Source organism: Bradyrhizobium sp. ISRA430 (genome assembly GCF_029909975.1).
GTDB lineage: Bacteria > Pseudomonadota > Alphaproteobacteria > Rhizobiales > Xanthobacteraceae > Bradyrhizobium.
In genome coordinates, this window is record NZ_CP094516.1 from 4,487,392 (window position 1) to 4,505,788 (window position 18,397).

The 18,397-nt window shown below is 63.4% G+C and carries 16 protein-coding genes; 5 read left to right on the plus strand and 11 right to left on the minus strand.

Features of this window, described 5'->3' with window-relative positions; all coding sequences use genetic code 11:
- Window positions 1-18 precede the first annotated feature (18 nt).
- Both MTX21_RS21435 and MTX21_RS21440 read right to left on the minus strand, forming a co-directional pair.
- Window positions 19-291, minus strand: coding sequence for a DUF2312 domain-containing protein (locus tag MTX21_RS21435; protein ID WP_280966683.1), 273 nt, complete (start codon window positions 289-291; stop codon window positions 19-21).
- A gap of 185 nt (window positions 292-476) precedes the next feature.
- Complete coding sequence (locus MTX21_RS21440) at window positions 477-779, minus strand: DUF1244 domain-containing protein (protein ID WP_280966684.1); 303 nt, start codon at window positions 777-779, stop codon at window positions 477-479.
- Window positions 780-952: 173 nt separating this feature from the next.
- Between MTX21_RS21440 and MTX21_RS21445 the strand changes: the two genes are divergently transcribed.
- Together MTX21_RS21445 and pyk are read left to right on the plus strand one after the other, a co-directional pair.
- A complete protein-coding gene (locus tag MTX21_RS21445; protein ID WP_280966685.1) occupies window positions 953-1,549 on the plus strand; it encodes a DUF1036 domain-containing protein in 597 nt (198 codons plus the stop codon).
- The gene (pyk, locus tag MTX21_RS21450) at window positions 1,546-2,982 is read left to right on the plus strand and encodes a pyruvate kinase (protein WP_280966686.1); all 1,437 of its coding nucleotides are present in this window, start codon (window positions 1,546-1,548) and stop codon (window positions 2,980-2,982) included. The genes MTX21_RS21445 and pyk overlap by 4 nt, the downstream gene beginning before the upstream one ends.
- A gap of 243 nt (window positions 2,983-3,225) precedes the next feature.
- Here the strand turns inward: pyk and MTX21_RS21455 are convergent, their stop codons facing one another.
- Window positions 3,226-3,906 carry a TetR/AcrR family transcriptional regulator gene (locus tag MTX21_RS21455; protein ID WP_280966687.1) on the minus strand — a complete coding sequence of 227 codons (681 nt, stop codon included), beginning with the start codon at window positions 3,904-3,906 and terminating at the stop codon, window positions 3,226-3,228.
- Window positions 3,907-4,165: 259 nt separating this feature from the next.
- On the opposite strand from MTX21_RS21455, the gene MTX21_RS21460 reads away from it, so the two are divergent.
- Window positions 4,166-5,149, plus strand: a complete 984-nt coding sequence (locus tag MTX21_RS21460; protein ID WP_280966688.1) for a phosphatase PAP2 family protein — start codon at window positions 4,166-4,168, stop codon at window positions 5,147-5,149.
- A gap of 111 nt (window positions 5,150-5,260) precedes the next feature.
- Here MTX21_RS21460 and MTX21_RS21465 read toward each other — a convergent pair whose 3' ends face one another.
- Entirely contained in the window at window positions 5,261-5,425 is a 165-nt protein-coding gene (locus MTX21_RS21465; protein ID WP_280966689.1) for a Flp family type IVb pilin, read from the minus strand.
- A 293-nt stretch (window positions 5,426-5,718) separates the two neighbouring features.
- On the opposite strand from MTX21_RS21465, the gene MTX21_RS21470 reads away from it, so the two are divergent.
- A complete protein-coding gene (locus MTX21_RS21470) occupies window positions 5,719-7,209 on the plus strand; it encodes a hypothetical protein (RefSeq protein WP_280966690.1) in 1,491 nt (496 codons plus the stop codon).
- 233 nt (window positions 7,210-7,442) lie between these two features.
- Here MTX21_RS21470 and MTX21_RS21475 read toward each other — a convergent pair whose 3' ends face one another.
- Complete coding sequence (locus tag MTX21_RS21475) at window positions 7,443-7,913, minus strand: hypothetical protein (protein ID WP_280966691.1); 471 nt, start codon at window positions 7,911-7,913, stop codon at window positions 7,443-7,445.
- 256 nt (window positions 7,914-8,169) lie between these two features.
- Window positions 8,170-9,903: a winged helix-turn-helix domain-containing protein gene (locus MTX21_RS21480; RefSeq protein ID WP_280966692.1), complete on the minus strand. Its 1,734-nt coding sequence runs from the start codon at window positions 9,901-9,903 to the stop codon at window positions 8,170-8,172.
- On the opposite strand from MTX21_RS21480, the gene MTX21_RS21485 reads away from it, so the two are divergent.
- Entirely contained in the window at window positions 9,902-10,945 is a 1,044-nt protein-coding gene (locus MTX21_RS21485) for a methyltransferase (protein WP_280966693.1), read from the plus strand. The genes MTX21_RS21480 and MTX21_RS21485 overlap by 2 nt on opposite strands.
- A gap of 78 nt (window positions 10,946-11,023) precedes the next feature.
- On the opposite strand, the gene MTX21_RS21490 is transcribed toward MTX21_RS21485, so the two are convergent.
- The 5 genes from MTX21_RS21490 to tilS form a co-directional block, all read right to left on the minus strand.
- The gene (locus MTX21_RS21490) at window positions 11,024-12,037 is read right to left on the minus strand and encodes an MBL fold metallo-hydrolase (RefSeq protein WP_280966694.1); all 1,014 of its coding nucleotides are present in this window, start codon (window positions 12,035-12,037) and stop codon (window positions 11,024-11,026) included.
- A gap of 350 nt (window positions 12,038-12,387) precedes the next feature.
- Window positions 12,388-13,299 (minus strand): SDR family NAD(P)-dependent oxidoreductase, encoded by a 912-nt coding sequence (locus MTX21_RS21495; RefSeq protein ID WP_280966695.1) that lies wholly within the window; start codon window positions 13,297-13,299, stop codon window positions 12,388-12,390.
- 364 nt (window positions 13,300-13,663) lie between these two features.
- Entirely contained in the window at window positions 13,664-14,884 is a 1,221-nt protein-coding gene (locus tag MTX21_RS21500) for an ABC transporter substrate-binding protein (protein ID WP_280966696.1), read from the minus strand.
- A 182-nt stretch (window positions 14,885-15,066) separates the two neighbouring features.
- On the minus strand, window positions 15,067-16,989 hold the full coding sequence (ftsH, locus tag MTX21_RS21505; RefSeq protein WP_279372971.1) for an ATP-dependent zinc metalloprotease FtsH: 1,923 nt from the start codon (window positions 16,987-16,989) through the stop codon (window positions 15,067-15,069).
- Between the two features lie 267 nt (window positions 16,990-17,256).
- Window positions 17,257-18,333, minus strand: coding sequence for a tRNA lysidine(34) synthetase TilS (tilS, locus tag MTX21_RS21510; protein WP_280966697.1), 1,077 nt, complete (start codon window positions 18,331-18,333; stop codon window positions 17,257-17,259).
- Window positions 18,334-18,397 lie beyond the last annotated feature (64 nt).

Genomic DNA, 18,397 nt, shown 5'->3' on the forward strand with positions numbered 1-18,397 from the left:
TGGCGGAGGCCGGACGCCTCAGAGCATCCCCAGCGCCTGCATGTAGGTCTCGAGGATCGTCTCGGCCTCGGCGCGCTCGTTCGGGTCCTGCTTGCGCAGGCGCACGATGGTGCGCAGTGCCTTCACGTCGAAGCCGTTGCCCTTGCTCTCGGCGTAGACGTCACGGATGTCGTCGGAGATCGCCTTCTTCTCTTCCTCCAGACGCTCGATGCGCTCGATGATGGATTTGAGCTGGTCTTTTGCAAATTTCGTCGCGGGCTCGTCGTCGCGGACGGCGGCGGAGGTGGCCATCTTGTACTCCCAATGGAACTGGCAAAACGAGGTGACGCCGGCATCGTCACCGCGCGTGCTGCTTGACCCTTAGGGTTGGCGGCCGTTGCGTTCAAGGCAACAACACAATCGTCCACAGCGCGCCCACACCTTCCTGCGGGAGGATAAAGAAAGCTGTTGTGCTGTGCGCGACTCAGGCCACGGGCTCAGTGCCCGGGATGGACTTTCTTCATCGCCTCAAGCTGCTCCGGCGTGGCCGTGCCCTGGTACTTCGACTTCCAGGTCTCGTACGGCATGCCGTAGATGGCCTCGCGGCTCTCGTCCTTGCTGAGGGCCACCCCTTGCGCGTCGGCCGCATCCTTGAGCCAGTTGGAGAGGCAATTGCGGCAGAAGCCCGCCAGATTCATCAGATCGATGTTCTGGACGTCGGTCCGCGTCCGCAGATGCTCGACCAGGCGCCGGAAGGCGGCGGCCTCGAGCTCCGTTCTGGTTTTGTCGTCGATTGCCATAGCTGGATCCCTTGGCTCTGACCCGGTGGTTGGCTCATCCTTACGGGATCAGGTGGGGTCCTGTCACAGATTTTGCCATATCGCGGCGCAAACGGGCCGCCGAGGAGGTTCAGTACAGTAGCTCCGCCCCCTCTACGCGAAATCGTCAACCATCTGATATAGCTTCCGCGACAATGATCGCCGAATCTCCCCGTTCACCCCTCCGCCTGCTCGCCCGGTTGGTCCCGGTGCTGGCGGTTGCCCTGCTGTGCCTCTGGAGCAGCCCGGCATCGGCCGATTTCCGCCTGTGCAACAACACCGCAAGCCGGGTCGGTATCGCACTCGGCTACAAGGACGCCGATGGCTGGACCACCGAGGGCTGGTGGAACATCTCGTCCCGCTCCTGCGAGACGCTACTGCGGGGAACGCTGGTCGCCCGCTACTACTACATCTATGCGATCGACTACGACCGCGGCGGCGAGTGGTCCGGGCAGGCCTTCATGTGCTCGCGCGACAAGGAATTCACCATCCGCGGCACGGAGGATTGTCTGGCGCGCGGCTACGATCGGACCGGCTTCTTCGAGGTCGACACCGGCGAGCAGCGGGCCTGGACGGTGCAGCTCACCGACGCCAACGAGCAGCCCTCGCAGCAGCGGGTGCCGGGTCTGCCCGGACCAGTTGGCCCGGGCGGCGGCGTTCCGGGTTTGCCCAATAGCCCGCCGGGTGCTACGCCCCCGGGCTCGCCTGGTCTTCCGCCAGGTGCCCCTCCCCCGCCTGGGAATAAGCCATGAGGCGTCTTCGCCGTATCAAGATTCTCGCGACCCTCGGACCCGCCTCTTCAGACCTCGCGATGATCCGCCGGCTGTTCGAGGCCGGCGCCGACCTTTTCCGCATCAACATGAGCCACACCCCGCACGACAAGATGCGGGAGCTGGTGGCGACCATCCGTAACGTCGAGAGCAGCTACGGCCGGCCGATCGGCATCCTGGTCGACCTCCAGGGCCCGAAGCTCAGGCTCGGCGCCTTCGCCGACGGCTCGGTCCAGCTCCAGAACGGCCAGACCTTCACGCTGGATTCCGACAAGGCGCCAGGCGATTCCACGCGCGTCCATCTCCCCCATCCGGAGATCCTCGCCGCATTGCGGCCGGGGCATGCGCTCCTGCTCGATGACGGCAAGGTGCGGCTGATCGCGGAGGAAACCTCCAAAGAGCATGCGGTGACGCGTGTCGTGGTCGGCGGCAAGATGTCCGACCGCAAGGGCGTCAGCCTGCCCGATACGGACCTGGCGGTCTCGGCGATGACGCCGAAGGACCGTGCCGATCTCGAGGCGGCGCTCGTCACCGGCGTCGACTGGATCGCGCTGTCCTTCGTGCAGCGCGCCGATGACGTGATCGAGGCCAAGAAGATGATCCGCGGCCGCGCCGCCGTGATGGCCAAGATCGAGAAGCCGCAGGCCATCGACCGCCTCGCCGACATCATCGAGGCCTCCGACGCGCTGATGGTGGCGCGCGGAGACCTCGGCGTCGAGCTGCCGCTGGAGCGTGTGCCGAGCCTGCAGAAGCAGATGACGCGCATGGCGCGCCGCGCCGGCAAGCCGGTGGTGATCGCAACCCAGATGCTGGAATCGATGATCCAGGCGCCGGTGCCGACCCGCGCCGAAGTCTCGGACGTCGCCACCGCCGTCTATGAAGGCGCCGACGCCATCATGCTGTCGGCGGAATCGGCCGCCGGCAAATTCCCGGTCGAGGCCGTCTCGACCATGAACCGCATCGGCGAGGAGGTCGAGCGCGACCCGACCTATCTTTCGGTGGTCGCGGCGCAGCGCCCGTCGCCCGAGGCGACCGCAGGCGATGCCATTGCAGATGCTGCACGGCAGATCGCCGAGACGCTCGACCTGCCGGCGCTGATCTGCTGGACCAGCTCAGGCTCGACCGCCGTGCGCGTTGCGCGCGAACGGCCGAAGCCGCCGATCGTGGCAATCACGCCGAACATCACGGCCGGACGCCGGCTGGCGGTTGTCTGGGGCGTGCATTGCGTGGTCGCTGAGGATGCGCGCGACCAGGACGACATGGTGAGCCGCGCCGGCCAGATCGCGTTTCGGGATGGATTCGTCCGCGCCGGTCAGCGCGTGATCATCGTCGCCGGCGTGCCGCTCGGCATCCCCGGCACCACCAACATGGTGCGCATCGCCTCGGTTGGCCCCGAGGGCGAGGCGAATATGTGAGGCTCCTATGATTCCGGGGCGCGCGCGGAATGCGCGGGCGAACCCGGAATCTGGAGATTGCGGCGCATCTCCGGCGACGCTGGCCTGAGCCCAGCAAAAATATCGAAAACAACCCCATGCAAAGTAGCCGATGGCTGCTGGCGTGAGGCCTTGAGCGTGCTGCCGCTTTTCGAAAAGTAGCGCCTAAACAATGACTTAAGCGCAACGAGGTCTCATCCCGCTTCGATCACGCGTTGGCCTTGGTCAAGCCCCCACCAGCGCCTTCGTGGTCGGCAGCAGCGTCTGCTGCACCACGAGGCCGCGGGCGCGGGCGTCCATCACGCCGACCGCGCGCAGCGCGAGCAGCGTGACGGTCTGCACCGCGTCGCGCAGCTTTGCGGGATCTTCGAGATTGTCGGGGGCGAGCGGCCCGACCAGGGCCTCATGCAGCGCGCCGAGCAGCGCGGTCGCGGCAAGCGCGGTGTCCTGCGCCGGCAGATGACCGGCGCGCACGGCGGCTTCGATCCGGGCGGCGATCTCGCCCGCGATCTCGCGCCGGCTGGCTAGCCGGGAGGCGCTGACATCGACGTCGACCGGCTCGGCCAGGATGCCCCAGGCCAGCCGGCGCTGGGACAGGGTATGGACGGCAACCGTGGTGACGGCCGCCGCCAGCGCCGACGACGGGCCCGGCGCGGCGTCGGCTGCCCGGCGGATCGCGGCGAGCTCGTCGCGGGAGACCTCGGCGATCAATTCGGAGATCAGGTCGGCCTTGGAGGGGAAGTAGCGATAGACGGTGCCGGCCGCGACACTGGCCCGGACCGCGACCGGCGCGATCTGCACCGCCGCCATCCCGCCTTCCGCCGCCGCCTCGCGCGCCGCCGCGAGAATGGCGCTGCGCCGGGCCGCTAGGCGCTTAACCACTTGATGCGTCCGCCGATAAACCATGGCGCGCTTCCTGTCCCACCCACGCCGGCCGCACGCCCTGCGCCCGAACGCTTCGTCACCGATTTTCGCTGCAAATCGCCCCCAAGAACTGAACAACTATTCAGAGCGAATGACAAGAACCAAATGCGTGCCCCCGCAATCCACGCAAGACGGCCTGTACGACGAAAATGCAGCGGATCTCTTGGCGAAGGGCTAACCACGATTCTTACCGTCATCTTAAAGCGCGTTCGCGACTGTACGGCGTCAAATCTGGTGCAGCATGGTCGATACGGACGCCCGGACCGCCTGGCAGCTCTTCCACGTGAACTGGCTTCCCATCGCAGCCATGGGCAGCCTGCTCGCGCTCGGCCTGGCCTTCACCGGACTTCGGCTCGAGCCGATCGCCTTCGGCGTGACATTGGCGATCGCGGCCGTGCTGCTTGCGGTCGCCTATCGTCATCGCATGACGAAGGGCGAGCTCGCCGATCCGAAGCTGGTGTTTTCGATCGGCACGATCGGGCAAGTGATCCTCACCTGCGCCATCGTGGGACCGCTCAGCTACGTCGCGGCCAAGATGGGCTGGCCGCTGCAGGACCATGCGCTGCTTGCGATCGATCGCGCGCTTGGCATGGATCCCGAACCGATCGCACGCTATGTCAACGATCATCCCTGGCTCGCCGACGGCCTGTCGCGCTGCTACGGACTGATCAAATGGCCGCTGCTCGGCATTCCCGTCGTGCTGGCGCTGACCGCGCGCTATGTGCGCCTGCAACTGTTCGTGCTCGCCATGAATCTTGCGCTCGCGATCACCATCGCGATCTCGGCCGTCGTGCCGGCGATCGGCACCTATTACGGACTGCAATTGGCGGCCGCCCACTTCCCTGACGTCAACACGGCGATCTATGCCGGTCAGTTGCACGACATGCTGGCCTTGCGCGACGGAAGCCTGCGCGAGCTCGAACTGTTCAAGCTCTCCGGTATTGTCTCGTTCCCGAGCTTTCACGCCGCATCGGCCGTGCTCTACATGTGGGCGCTGTGGCCGGTGCGCGGCATCGGCGGCATTGCAGCCGCGCTCAACCTGCTGATGATCGCCGCCACGCCGGTGATCGGCGCGCACTACATGATCGACGTCTTCGGCGGCATTGCGCTCGCCGCAGCGTCGATTCTAGCCGCGAAACTCTATCTCGAACGGTTCGGCCGCTCACCGCAGGCTTCCGCACCGTCTGCTGCATCGCCGGTCTGGCGGCCCAGCCTCGCGGAATAGTGCGGCCATAGGTCGGCCCATTGCCGGCGGCCGCGGCATATCGAACGCGTCGACCAAAAGAAAAGAGCCCCGTCCAGGACGAGGCTCTTTCGATTTCCAGTTCGTCTGGCCTTACTTGAGGCTGGACGAGATCGCGCCGAACTTGGTGTTCAACGTGGTGCCAAGCTGATTGACGACGGTGATGATCGCCAGCGCGATGCCGGCAGCGATCAGGCCGTATTCAATGGCGGTGGCGCCGGATTCATCCTTCACGAAGCGCGCAACGAGGTTCTTCATAGACTGCTCCAAAGAGTACACAAGGCTACAACTAGTCTGGTCTCTCGGCTTCCCAGCGCCGTCCGACCATGGAACCGACTGTAAATGCAAAGAATTGCGCCGCAGTTAATTCGACCGCGTAAACACAGGGCGGTTTGCGTGTATTCGCCGATGGTAAATCGAAATTGAAAACGATCGGTTAAATCGTCGACGACGCGAGCGGGGTGCGCCGATTTACCCGAAGTTATGACCGCCATGGTCCAATGCCTTGCGCCCGGCCAACCGGACAAGAACACGCAGGACGACGAGGCGGCATGTCCCTCTCCTTCACCAACAGCATCGCGGTGCAGAGCCGCGCGCGAGCGCTGCTGCCGCTGAGCGTCGGCGCCGGCGCCTACCTCTTCTTCCTCTACGTCGGCAACACGCTGCTCCAGGATTCCGACTCGTTCTGGCAGATCAAGATCGGGCAATGGATCCTCGATCATCAGGCGCTGCCCTATACCGATTTCTATTCCTTCACGCGCCCTGGCGCGCCCTGGATCTCGACATCGTGGCTGTCGCAGGTGCTTTTCGCGCTGTCCTACGCGCACTGGGAATGGGCCGGCCCCGTGATCATCACCACGCTTGCGGTGGCATTGTCGGCTGCGATCTTCGTGTATCTGCTCGATGCGCATCTCGAGATCCCGCGCGCGGTACTGTTCGCGATGCTGGCGGTCGTGCTGTCGCTGCATCACATTCTGGCGCGGCCACACATCCTGGCACTGCCCGTCATGATCGCCTGGGCCGGCATGCTGATGACGGCGGCCGATCGCAAGGGCACACCATCCTGGTATTGGCTGCCGCTGATGTCGCTGTGGTCCAACCTGCATGGCGGCTTCGTGCTGGGCCTCGCGCTGATCGGCCCGATGGCGCTGGAGGCGATCTGGACGCTCGATTCCGGCAAGCAGGTGCGGCTGTTGCTGCGGTGGTTCCTGTTCGGCGTCGCCGCGCTGGCCGCGGCTTGCGTCACGCCCTATGGCTGGCGCACGCTGCTCGGCGCGACGAATATCCTCGATCTCGGCGAGCTGCTGTCGATCATCTCGGAATGGATGCCGCCGAACTTCGCTTCGTTCGGCACGTTCGAAGGCGCCGTACTGGGCCTCATCGGGCTCGGTCTGTTCTGTGGGCTCACGCTCTCCCTGCCGCGCATTCTATTGATCCTGCTGCTGACCTGGATGGCGCTGACCCATGTCAGGAACATCGAGGCCTTTGCCTTCCTGGTGCCACTGGTGCTGGCCAAGCCGCTCGGTGAGCAGTCGCCGCGGTCCCGGCCGGATTCACTGATTGGTGAGACCCGGCCGGCCCGCTACGTGACCGTAACAGGCGCGCTGATGATCGTGGGCGCAGCCTGGACCTCGACCTCGATCTACATGTCGCATCATCGCTTCAACTTCACCATGAGGCAGACGCCGGTCGCCGCGGTCGACCTGCTGGAGCAGCGCAAGGCGCAGCGCATCTTCAACGCCTATCAGTTCGGCGGCTATTTGATCTCGCGCGACATCCCGGTGTTCGTCGACGGGCGCGCCGAGCTCTATGGCGAGCGTTTCGTGATGGACTTCTTCAAGGCGGTGGAGGTCAAGAAGCTCGACAACCTGACCCGGCTGCTCGACGAGTACAAGATCGACGCCACGCTGTTGGTCGCGGACGCGCCGGCGGCCCAGGTGCTGGATCACATCAAGGGCTGGAAGCGGCTCTATGCGGACGACATCGCCGTGATCCATGTGCGCGACAACGGGGAAGCCGCGACCGCGACGTCGTCGAAGTGAGGACGTAGCTCCGGGGTACGCACACGTAAAATGAGATGCCCGCTTCAAAAGCGTGAAGCAGACTCGACCAAGGCACTCCGGCTGTGTCGCCGGTTGGCCCTGAGCCGACGTGCAGCGAAAGCCCGGCATATCTGCTATCAAAGACGAAGCGACCAAGTACTTATCAGTAGCCCCAGACTTCCGCTTCCGCCGCTCAGCGGGCCACGAACACAGATTGTTCGACTTCGAAGCCCTCAGATTTCGCAGCCGGTTGAATTCAAAGCCTTACGTAAGCCACCAAACGCCTTGAGCCGACAGGGTTCGCTATCGCTGGCGGCCTTTGAAGGCTGGACAATCGCGGTTCGCTTGACAACGGTTGCCTTCGGCTTCGACTTGGGGCCTGCAGCGGTAGTGACCTTCTTCGGATTGTGCCGATGACGGGCGATCGGGCTCGGAGGCTCCGAAGAACCGATACTGGCGTCTTCCGGCGGAGCAATGCGTTGGTCGACCGAAGCAAGCTGTGCTGGCCTCTCGCTGCTCACAGCGACGACTTCAAGGCGATCAGCCTTTGCCAATACGCCATGTGAATCGGAAATGCCGGCGTCTGGCTCAGCAAGGGGCTGGACGATCGCGACTGCGCTGCGCTGTGGAGTTCTGAACTCCATTGCCGACAGCACGCCTACACACAACGGGATAAGCAGGCCCAACAACACCATTCTCAGCATGATGCGCCTCTAACCTGAGTTAGTGCCGCTTAAAATTCTCCGCTCCAATGAGGCAACTTGTCGGCGGCTAGCTACCCACGCACGGATCATTTGCCGACAGGGTTAACGTCGGCGATGCCTCCCAAACGTACCGAGACTGCGCGCTGCCCATGTCGGTTTTTCGGGAGTAGACCGGATCTGGTTCAGGTCATGGCAGGAGGTCCGTTAGCGCCCCACAGCCGACGAGCTGAACTCTCGCCGCGAGAATAACAGTTGTCTAGCTTTGGGTGAACGGTAAGGCCACTTTCGACATTTCTGCAACGCCCGCTTTGCGAAGCCCGGCCAGCAACCGATCGAGACAAGCTGCGTCGAAAACGATGTAATCCCGCCGCACCTGCGCGATTGAAAAATCTGGCCGGTGTCTTCGCGTCTCGCGACTCTCCTGCTCCGCGCCTGTGTGGTCGCCGAGATGGCCGAGTGCCGACGTGATGATCATGTGCGGCGCCCACGTGTCGAATGAGTGGATGGATTCACGGGCGAGTTCAACCGCTTTAGCATCATTGCCTAGATAGAGATAACCGACGGCGAGGACGTTGAGGTACTGACGTGCGCTCGGCGCGAATGGACTCAACCGGAGCGCCCGTTCGGCCTGTCGAATACCTTCGTCGCAGCGGCCAGATTGGATCAGGAGCCGGCCAAGGATCGCATAGGCGTGCGCAAAGCTCGGATTGAGTGCGATCGCTCGCTTCGCCGCATCGATCGCGGATTCTGGTTGGCGACTGAAAGTCAGGCCCCAGGCCAACGCCAGATGCGATAGAGCGTCCCGGTCGTCGAGCAAGACGGCGCGGCGGGCACGGTTGAGAATGTCTTTCGGGTCATGTATCGCGTAGCAGAAGAAAAGATCCTCCGCCTGACTCCACGCGATTGCGGCGTGTGCGGGCGCGAAACTGGGGTGGAGCGCGAGCGAACGTTCGAGCAGCCGGCGCGCCTCGGCATTGCCGTCCCGCGTGCGTTGCGCGATCAACGCCATACCGCGATGGAACAGCTCCCAAGCGCCGAGGTTTTCCGGCGGCGTGGCCTTGGTCCGGTCGTATTCGGCGCGGCCCAGTTCCGGCTCGATCTGTCCGGCGATTTCCCGAGCTATCTCGTCTTGGATAGCAAAGATATCGTCGAGCTTGCGGTCGAACCGCTCGGCCCAGACGTGATTGCCGGTACTACAGTCGAGGAGTTGGGCAGAAATCCGGACGCGTCCGGCATCCCTGCGGACACTGCCTTCGACGACATAGCGTACGCCGAGCGTCGCCGCGATCTCGCGTACGTCAGGGAGCTCGCGCTTGTAACGGAGCGTCGCATTGCGCGCGATCACGAAAAATTGCCGGATGCGGCTGAGCGCCGTGATGAGGTCCTCCGTGATCCCGTCGATGAAGAAGTCCTGTTCGGCGTCGTCCGACATGTTGGTGAACGGTAGGACCGCTATCGACGGCCGATCCGGGAGTGCCATTGTTGTGGCTGAGGGGTCGGACGACCTCTCAACAGGCAAGGAATCGGTGACAGCAGGGCCCTTCTCCACCTCGCCAACGAACCGAACCCCCTTTCGCGCGACGGTGCGGATCAGTCGTTGTTGGTCGCCGTCGTCGCCGATAGCACGGCGCGCTGCATTGATGCGGCTGATCAACGTCGATTCAGAGACGAGGCGGCCGTTCCAGACGGCCTCCAGTAGATCGTCCTTGGTGACGACTCGGTGACGGTTCTCGATCAGATAGACCAGGAGGTCGAATACCTGCGGCTGCACCGGCACAGAGCTTTCGCCGTGCCGAAGCTCGCGCCGGTCGGTATCCAACACACACTTCTCGAAGTGGAGGCGCACGCTATCGCTCTCCGGCAGGCGGCTCCGGGCCGCTGTGAGCATATCAATGGAAAGAGCATGAAAAATCAATGCGGCTTCAAGGCCAATCTCCCGCTCCGAAACTAATCTGGCTGCGCTCCATACCTCATCGGGAGACCCCACCATGAACCAGCAAATCCAGTCGAAGGACTACAACGCGACGGTATCTGTAACGCCGGACGCTATCATGCAGCTCGGCTTCGCCTTTTGGGGTTCAAAGACGCTGCTGAGCGCAGTCGAACTCGGGCTGTTCACTTTGCTCGCCGACGGGCCGCTCAGCGCGGACGCCTTGACAACCCGGCTGAAGCTTCATCCACGCAGCGTACGCGATTTCCTCGATGCGCTGGTGTCGCTCGGACAGCTCGAACGTAACGATGGCCTCTACTCCAACACGCCGGCCGGCGCGCAATTTCTCGATCGACGCAAACCAACCTATGTCGGCGGAATCCTCGAAATGGCGAACGCGCGGCTCTATCCATTCTGGAGTGCGTTGACCGATGCGTTGCGTACCGGGGAACCGCAGAACGAGGCGAAGCAGGGCCGCGACCTGTTCGATGAGATATACCGCAACCCAGCGATCCTCTCAGACTTCCTCAAGGCGATGACGGGATTGAGCCTCGGCGCCGCGCACGCCATTGCAGAGAAATTTCCTTGGGCTGACTACAAGAGCTTCGCCGACATCGGCACCGCAGAGGGCGGCCTTGCAGTCGAGCTTGCTCGGGCACATCCCCATCTCTCTGGCATAGGCTTCGATCTGCCGGTGGTGAGGCCGCATTTCGACGCCTACGCGGCGCAGCACGGTCTCTCGGCTCGGCTTTCGTTCCACGCCGGTGACTTCTTCGCAGAGGCGATGCCCGCTGCGGATGTGCTGATCATGGGGCATATCCTGCACGACTGGAGCCTCGAGAAAAAACGGACGCTGATCCGCAAAGCCTACGATGCCCTGCCGTTCGGTGGTGCGCTGATCGTCTACGATCCGATCATCGACGATGACCGTCGGCGCAATGCCTTTGGATTACTGATGAGCCTGAACATGCTGATTGAGACCCGCGAGGGCTTTGACTTCACAGGCGCAGAGTGCGTGGATTGGTTCAAGGAGGCAGGCTTTACAGAGATACGCGTCGAACCGCTGGGCGGCCCAGACTCGATGGTGACTGGCGTCAAGTGAGAGAGACTTGCGGCGGCTTATGCTGCGACTGCTCACGGCAGCTCATGGCCCCGAAGGCGACATGCCGCCTTCACCGCGTTACACCACCATCAGGTCCTTGCCGACAATGATCTCGCCCTTGAAGTACTTCGCCACTGGGGCACGCCAGGTCTCATCGTCGATGCTGTCGCTGGCCGGAGTAAGGTGCGATAGCACGAGTGTTTTGACACCTGCGTCCTGGGCAATGCGGCCGACATCTTCGGAGGGTGTGTGGTCCGCCTTCATATGCGCCATGAATGCGTCGAACGTCACCGGCCAACCCTGAGCAATCCGTGCCCTTATGGCTGTCTCGACGGCTGGCACGTACATAATTTCGTGAACCAGTACGTCGGCGCCTTTCGCCATTTTCGCCACGGCTTCGAGTGGTGCTGTGTCGCCGGAAAATGCAATCGAGCGGTCCTTGAAGTCGAAGCGATAGCCCAGCGCTGGCTTCACTGGCGGGTGCTCTACAAGGATGGCCGACACCTTGACGTTGTCATCCTGCGTTACCGGACCAGCGGCGGAGACCTCCTGGACGTTGACTGACGTCAGCGGCTTCATCCGAAAATCCTCAGCCCAAAAATCGACGGTTTGCTTATAGGCGCGCATGAAATCCTCGGTCATTTGCTTCAGCGGTGGCGGACCAAAAGCGCGCACGTCGAGCGGCAATCCCTGTATCCAGCCGACGATCAGCAGCGGACCGTATTCAATGTTATGATCGGGGTGATGGTGCGTGATGAAGATCGATTTCAGCGCGTGAAAGGGAATCCCAGTGCGGGCAAACTGGTTGGTAACACCCATCCCGCAATCGAGCTCATAGGCCGCGCCGTTGCTCAGCATCACGTGTGAAGTCATTTCTCGCGAGCGGCCCGGCACTGGACCAGCGGCGGTGCCGAGTAGCACCAGCTTAGTGCCCTTATCCTTCAGGGCGGCTTGCGCTTGTTGCGGGGACCAGTGGGCCCCGTTGGCTTGCGCGGTGCCTGGCTGGACTGTGGCGGCGAGCGCCGGCGCGGCCAAAAGGCCGGTCAGGAGGCTGCGACGTGAGAGGGCGGACAGCGATGGTGTGTCTTGCATGGCCTTGTCCTCCCGGTTCCCAATGTCCATGGTCCGCTGTCGCCTAATGTAGCTGAAGGGGCATGCTATCGACTGTTCGATGACCGCACAATTGTTTGACGCCCGCTCTTGGCACTGCAGTCATTTCTCGTGCGTACACAACTAGGTCGTTTTCAGGTCAAAACGGACATCGGACGGCGGGCAGGACTGGCTGGCTCAGTCGAGAATGACCATTAGCTGACCTTCAGCAGGTCTGCTTTTCGGCGGCCAGTGTAGCTCCGCCGCGGCGCGGCCGCTGATGACTTGCGCAGAAGTTCATAGAGTAACGCTGTCTGCCACAGTCGAACGTCGCCATGGCGTAACCTCGTTCCTCAAGACTTCGCTGTTGCGGGCATCTGACCGGGCTCGAATGGACCCGGCTCGAAGAAGCCCTCGATCGATTCGACCTTTGCGTAGTTCTCGGCGATGCTCTCGGGTGTCAGATGTGGATCGTAGAAGCCAGGTCCCATGACGATAGCGATACGTTGGATTACTCCAGCTTCCACGTTGTAGATCCTGTTCGTCTCCGAACAACTATCGCTCGCGAGCCAGACGATCGCTGGCGCAACAGCCGCAACCGGCATTGTGGCTTCGCTCTGCTTCAGCCAAGCGGGATCCGCAACCGCTGCTGGGTGCATCCTCGTGTACCCGGCTGGCGAAATGGTGTTCACGAGAATCCCATGCTCAGCACCTTCAATTGCAAGAATGCGCATCAATCCAACTACTGCGCACTTGGCCGCAGCGTAGGTGGCTTGGCCACGTAACCCAAACAGGCCGCTGACTGACGTCGTGAAGATGATCTTCCCGTGGCGCTGTGCGGCCATATACGGCCAGGCAGCCTTCACCGTGTTAACCGGCCCGCCGAGGTGCACCCGCCAATAGTGATCGAAATCGTCAAGGGTGGCGGCCTCGAATAGCTGGCTTCTGCAGATACCAGCGTTGTTCACGAGGAGGTCTATTCTCCCGAAATGCTCGATGGTCGTCGCGATCAGGTCACTGCCACCTTCAGGGGTGGAAACGTTGCTGTCATTCGCGATTGCCTCGCCTCCACGGGATCGAATGAAATCGGCCACCTGTTCCGCGATCGTGGAATCCTTCCCGAACCCCGATACGTCGGTCCCCAGGTCATTCACAACCACCCGGGCGCCGCGCTCGGCGAGAAGTTCGACGTATGCCCGCCCAAGCCCGCGACCTGCGCCAGTCACAACCGCGACCTTTCCCTCCAACGAAATTCGTTCTGTCATCTCGCTATCCTCCTTCCGGCAAGATTGAATGCGTCTGCGCGCAACCGTGACACCAACTGCCGGGGCGCTATGTCCCTTTGGCAAAGCCAGATTCACGTCCCCCGCAATCGACAATGCGTCCGTTTTCGGGAAGTTCGCTGATGTCCGCTTATGGCCCTGGACACGCGAGGGCGAGTTGACCTGCTTCGCTCCTGGGGCCGCAGCGGACGTGACATGCGTTCGCGGGCCGATCGGACTTATGAGTACACGCCCGAGCGCGTCGAACTGAGTTCAGGCTGTCTAGTTCAACGTCCCAATGAGAGAGTAAGGCGATCCGAGTTCCGGGCGTACACTGATTCAACCAAAGCCGATCCCGCATTGGCCATCAATTCCCGGTCTGCAATTCGCCGAAGCGCTCCCAGCTCCTGCCGTTGAAGCGCATGAACTGCATCTGGTCGACGGGGACGTGATCGGTCGGACTGGTGTTGACCTTGATGCCGGGCAGGAGCATCGGCAGTTCGAGGTCATGGATCGCGAACGCCTGCTTCAGGATGTTCTCGGTCGACAGATCGTCGCCGCAGGCTTTCAACACCGCCTCGAGCGCCATCGCGCTGTTGTAGGAGTTGACATAGTTGGTGTCGTGCTGGTCGGCCTCCGGCACGTACCTGGTCATGAATTCGCGCCAACCTTTGACGCCCGGATCGTCCTTCCAGGCGGGATCGTCGGGATCCTTCACATAGGCGGTCGATAGAATGCCGGTGCCGGCTTCCAGTCCCGCAGGCTCCATGACGGTTGAGACCCATACCGCGACATTGGACAGGAACGTCATCGGCCGCCAGCCGATCTCGAAGGATTTGCGGATCGCTTGCGCTGCGAATTTTGGCGTCGCCGCGATCACGAACACGTCCGCGCCTGACGCCTTCAGCTTCACGATCTGGGAATCGATGGTCGGGTCCTGGATCTCGTAAGTGGCGCTGGTGACGATGGCGTCGTATTTCTCGCCGAGCACGTCCTTGAGACCGGCGAGATAGTCGCGGCCGTAGTCGTCGTTCTGCGAGATCACCGCGAATTTCGCGTTGGGATTCTTGGCCAGCGCATAGCGCGCATAGAGGCGCGCCTCGTAGCGGAACGGCGCCTGCACGCCCATCGTCGCCTGCGGATATTGGCTGACGTCGGCGAATTTCGAGGCCCCGGAGCCGATGAAGAGCTGCGGCACGTTCTTGGCCTGGAGATACTTCGCGATCGCCGTGTTGTGGGCGGTGCCGATCGAGGAGAAGATCAAGGCGACCTCATCGCTCTCCACCAGCTTGCGCGTCTGCTCGACCGATTTCGGCGGCGCGTAGCTGTCGTCCAGCGAGATGAGATTGACCTTGCGGCCGTTGATGCCGCCCTTCTCGTTCAGCATCTTGAAATAGCCGACCTCGCCCTTGCCGAGCGCACCGAACGCCGAGACCGGCCCGCTATAGGGCATGGTCTGGCCTATCCTGATTTCGGTTGGGGTGACGCCGCGCATTTCGGCGGCGATCGACGGGGTCGTCCATGTCGGAAATGAAAATGTCAGGAACGAAACGGCGCCAAGCGCGCCCCATGCCGTCGCAAAGCGCATCGGCTTCCCCTCCCCTTTGTCTGGCGCGGTCGGGCCGCACCTTATTGGAGAGAAGCATGCCATGACGGCCGCTCGGGCGCCATTGCCAATTCCGCGCGCCGCAAGCCGACAGGACGCACCGCGAGACAACAAAAAACGCGGCGTTGCCGCCGCGTTTTTCCATTTGCTCTGGCCGTTCGCGGTTACGCCTGCGGCTGCGGCTCCAGGCCGGGATCCGGATCGGGCCGCGGGCGCGACTTGCCGGCCGGCGGCACGGCGGAAGCGCGCGGCGTGGTCGGCTCGAGCACGGACTCACGATTCGGCTTCTTGCCCTTGAGGAGGTCGACGATCTCCTCGCCGGTCAGCGTCTCGAACTCGAGCAAGCCCTTGGCGAGCGTCTCGAGGTCGGCATGCTTCTCGGTGAGGATGCGGGTGGCTTCCTTGTAGCCTTCCTCGACCAGGCGCTTGATTTCGGAGTCGATCTTCTGGACGGTGGCTTCAGAAGCGTTCTGCGTCCGCGACACCGACATGCCCAGGAAGACCTCGTCCTGGTTCTCGCCATAGGAGACCGTGCCGAGCTCTTCCGACAGGCCCCAGCGCGTCACCATCATGCGGGCAAGGCGCGTCGCCTGCTCGATGTCGGAGGCTGCACCCGAGGTCACCTTCTCGCGGCCGAAGATCAGCTCTTCGGCGACACGGCCGCCCATCATGATAGCGAGGCGCGAGGTCATCTGCTCCAGCGACATCGAGAGCTTGTCGCGCTCGGGTAGCTGCATGACCATGCCGAGCGCGCGGCCGCGCGGAATGATGGTCGCCTTGTGGATCGGATCGGTCGCCGGCACGTTCAGGCCGACGATGGCGTGGCCGCCTTCGTGATAGGCCGTGAGCAGCTTCTCTTCCTCGGTCATGACGAGCGACTTGCGCTCGGCGCCCATCATCACCTTGTCCTTGGCCTCTTCGAACTCGGCCTGCGTCACCATCCGCTTGTTGCGGCGGGCGGCGGTCAGCGCCGCCTCGTTGACGAGGTTCATCAGGTCGGCGCCGGAGAAGCCGGGCGTGCCGCGCGCGATGGTCTTGAGGTTGATATCGGGCGCGAGCGGCACCTTGCGCACATGAACCTTCAGGATCTGCTCGCGGCCGACGACGTCCGGATTGGGCACCACGACCTGGCGGTCGAAGCGGCCCGGACGCAGCAGCGCGGGATCGAGCACGTCAGGGCGGTTGGTCGCGGCGATCAGGATCACGCCTTCGTTCGCCTCGAAGCCGTCCATCTCGACCAGCAACTGGTTCAGCGTCTGCTCGCGCTCGTCATTGCCGCCGCCGAGACCGGCGCCGCGGTGACGACCGACGGCGTCGATTTCGTCGATGAAGATGATGCAGGGCGCGTTCTTCTTCGCCTGCTCGAACATGTCACGGACGCGGGATGCGCCGACGCCGACGAACATCTCGACGAAGTCGGAGCCTGAAATGGTGAAGAACGGCACGTTGGCTTCACCCGCGACCGCGCGCGCGATCAGCGTCTTGCCGGTGCCGGGAGGGCCGACCAGCAGGACGCCGCGCGGAATCCGGCCGCCGAGCCGCTGGAATTTGCCGGGGTCACGCAGGAATTCGACGATCTCCTGCAGGTCCTGCTTGGCCTCGTCGACGCCGGCGACGTCCTCGAAGGTGACGCGGCCATGCGCCTCGGTGAGCATCTTGGCGCGCGACTTGCCAAAGCCCATCGCCTTGCCGGCGCCGCCCTGCATCTGCCGCGACAGGAAGATCCACACGCCGATCAGGGCGATGAACGGCAGCCAGGAGACCAGCAGCGAGACGAACCACGGCACGTTGTCGCCCGGCGGCTTCGCCGTGATCTGGACCTTGCTGTCATAGAGGCGCTTGACCAGCGTCGGATCGTTCGGCGCATAGGTCTGGAAGCTCGAGCCGTTGGTGAAGGTGCCGTGAATCTCGGGGCCCTGGATCACGACGTCGCGCACATTGCCCCGGTCGACTTCGGTCAGGAGCTGCGAGAAGGCGATGTCCTGTGAGGCCGCGCGCTGGCCCGGATTCTGGAAGAGCGTGAACAACGCCAACAGCAGCAAAACAATGATGACCCAGAGGGCGAAATTGCGCAGATTGGCGTTCATCGATCTTCCTTCGTGGTCGCGCGGATCGCGGCCCTGATCCTTCGGGAGTTACTTGGCCCAGCTACTTTGGGCAATACGAGGAAATCCCCAAGGAATCCTCTCGGTTAGATGCATACAATTTAGGTGCCGCCCCGGTCGCTGCCAAGGGAACGAGATGGGACTATTTATCCCATCTTAGCCCGATTCCTGCTGAAATAATGGCACCAGATCGGGGGTTTTTCCTGCCTGGTTAAGGTGCGCTGACGATGGTGGCTCGATCGACCGGTGTCATGATCCGCCCGTTGATGCGTTCTTTGGGCGCCGGGCGGGTGCCGGCACGATGTGGATTCGTCCCCCGGCAAGGCTGATCAGGGCTCCCGCAAGCGTCTGCTTCAGGAGCGGTCGGCCGTTGGCGCGTGCATGGGCAGCCCCCGCGATCGATTGATCAAGCGCGGCCATGAGGGTTTCGACCTTGCCGAGTTCCGCCGGCCCCTCATGCCCGAGCGCGTTGATGGCGCGCAGCAAGAGCCGCAGCCGGACCTCCTCCGGCAGCGCGGCGAAGGCTGACGCCTCGAAGCTTTGCGCGGCCGGGTCATGCGGCGCAACGCCGCGATCCCGTAACTTGAGGAAACGCTCGGCACCATCGGTCAACACCTCCACTGCAGCATTGGCCCGGGCCAGCCGCGCTGCGAGCCGCGCCAGACCTCGGGCATCGCCGCCTTCGGCCGCGAGCTGCGGGAGAAGTGCGCGCAGCCGCGGACGTGTGAAGGTGGTGTCGCGATTGGTGGGATCGTCCGCGAAACTAATCTTGGCCCGCTTCAGTGTCGCGACGAGCCGCGACTTCGGAACGTCGAGCAGCGGGCGCGCCAGGATGATTCCGTCGCGCTCGGTGACGCGCCCCATCGCAGACAGTCCGGCGATTCCGCTCCCGCGCAACAGGCGCATGAGAAGCGTCTCCGCCTGATCATCGCGGGTGTGCGCAGTCAGCACATGGCTTGCGCCGGCCGCACGCGCGGCCCGCGCAAGCAGGCGATAGCGAGCTTCGCGCGCGGCGGCGGGCAGACCCGTCTTCGGTTTCGGGCCGGTCCAGCGCATGGTCCGGTGCGTCAATGCAAGCGCCGTCGCCAGCCGCTTGACCTCGCGCGCCTCGCGCGCCGCCTCCGGCCGCAAACCGTGATCGACAGTGACGGCGACGAGGCGCGGGCCGTGCGCGAGGCTGCGTTGCCAGCGCGCCGCAAGCCACATCAGCGCGACCGAATCCGGCCCGCCCGAAACCGCGAGCACGAGCGCGGGCGCGTTCTTCAGATCGGCGAAGAGCAGCTTCGCCGCACGGGCCGAGATCGGCAAATTGTCGTCGTCTGACATGACGCTGCCCAGCAATCGTCGGCGGATGGCCAGAGACTGTCTAGCGCAGCACCATCCGCCTTGT

What these genes read in the sequence shown, in the direction of transcription:
- MTX21_RS21435 (WP_280966683.1), bottom strand. Translation starts at nt 291, where the DNA reads ATGGCCACCTCCGCCGCCGTCCGCGACGACGAGCCCGCGACGAAATTT.
- MTX21_RS21440 (WP_280966684.1), bottom strand. Translation starts at nt 779, where the DNA reads ATGGCAATCGACGACAAAACCAGAACGGAGCTCGAGGCCGCCGCCTTC.
- MTX21_RS21445 (WP_280966685.1), top strand. Translation starts at nt 953, where the DNA reads ATGATCGCCGAATCTCCCCGTTCACCCCTCCGCCTGCTCGCCCGGTTG.
- pyk (WP_280966686.1), top strand. Translation starts at nt 1,546, where the DNA reads ATGAGGCGTCTTCGCCGTATCAAGATTCTCGCGACCCTCGGACCCGCC.
- MTX21_RS21455 (WP_280966687.1), bottom strand. Translation starts at nt 3,906, where the DNA reads ATGGTTTATCGGCGGACGCATCAAGTGGTTAAGCGCCTAGCGGCCCGG.
- MTX21_RS21460 (WP_280966688.1), top strand. Translation starts at nt 4,166, where the DNA reads ATGGTCGATACGGACGCCCGGACCGCCTGGCAGCTCTTCCACGTGAAC.
- MTX21_RS21465 (WP_280966689.1), bottom strand. Translation starts at nt 5,425, where the DNA reads ATGAAGAACCTCGTTGCGCGCTTCGTGAAGGATGAATCCGGCGCCACC.
- MTX21_RS21470 (WP_280966690.1), top strand. Translation starts at nt 5,719, where the DNA reads ATGTCCCTCTCCTTCACCAACAGCATCGCGGTGCAGAGCCGCGCGCGA.
- MTX21_RS21475 (WP_280966691.1), bottom strand. Translation starts at nt 7,913, where the DNA reads ATGCTGAGAATGGTGTTGTTGGGCCTGCTTATCCCGTTGTGTGTAGGC.
- MTX21_RS21485 (WP_280966693.1), top strand. Translation starts at nt 9,902, where the DNA reads ATGAACCAGCAAATCCAGTCGAAGGACTACAACGCGACGGTATCTGTA.
- MTX21_RS21480 (WP_280966692.1), bottom strand. Translation starts at nt 9,903, where the DNA reads ATGGTGGGGTCTCCCGATGAGGTATGGAGCGCAGCCAGATTAGTTTCG.
- MTX21_RS21490 (WP_280966694.1), bottom strand. Translation starts at nt 12,037, where the DNA reads ATGCAAGACACACCATCGCTGTCCGCCCTCTCACGTCGCAGCCTCCTG.
- MTX21_RS21495 (WP_280966695.1), bottom strand. Translation starts at nt 13,299, where the DNA reads ATGACAGAACGAATTTCGTTGGAGGGAAAGGTCGCGGTTGTGACTGGC.
- MTX21_RS21500 (WP_280966696.1), bottom strand. Translation starts at nt 14,884, where the DNA reads ATGCGCTTTGCGACGGCATGGGGCGCGCTTGGCGCCGTTTCGTTCCTG.
- ftsH (WP_279372971.1), bottom strand. Translation starts at nt 16,989, where the DNA reads ATGAACGCCAATCTGCGCAATTTCGCCCTCTGGGTCATCATTGTTTTG.
- tilS (WP_280966697.1), bottom strand. Translation starts at nt 18,333, where the DNA reads ATGTCAGACGACGACAATTTGCCGATCTCGGCCCGTGCGGCGAAGCTG.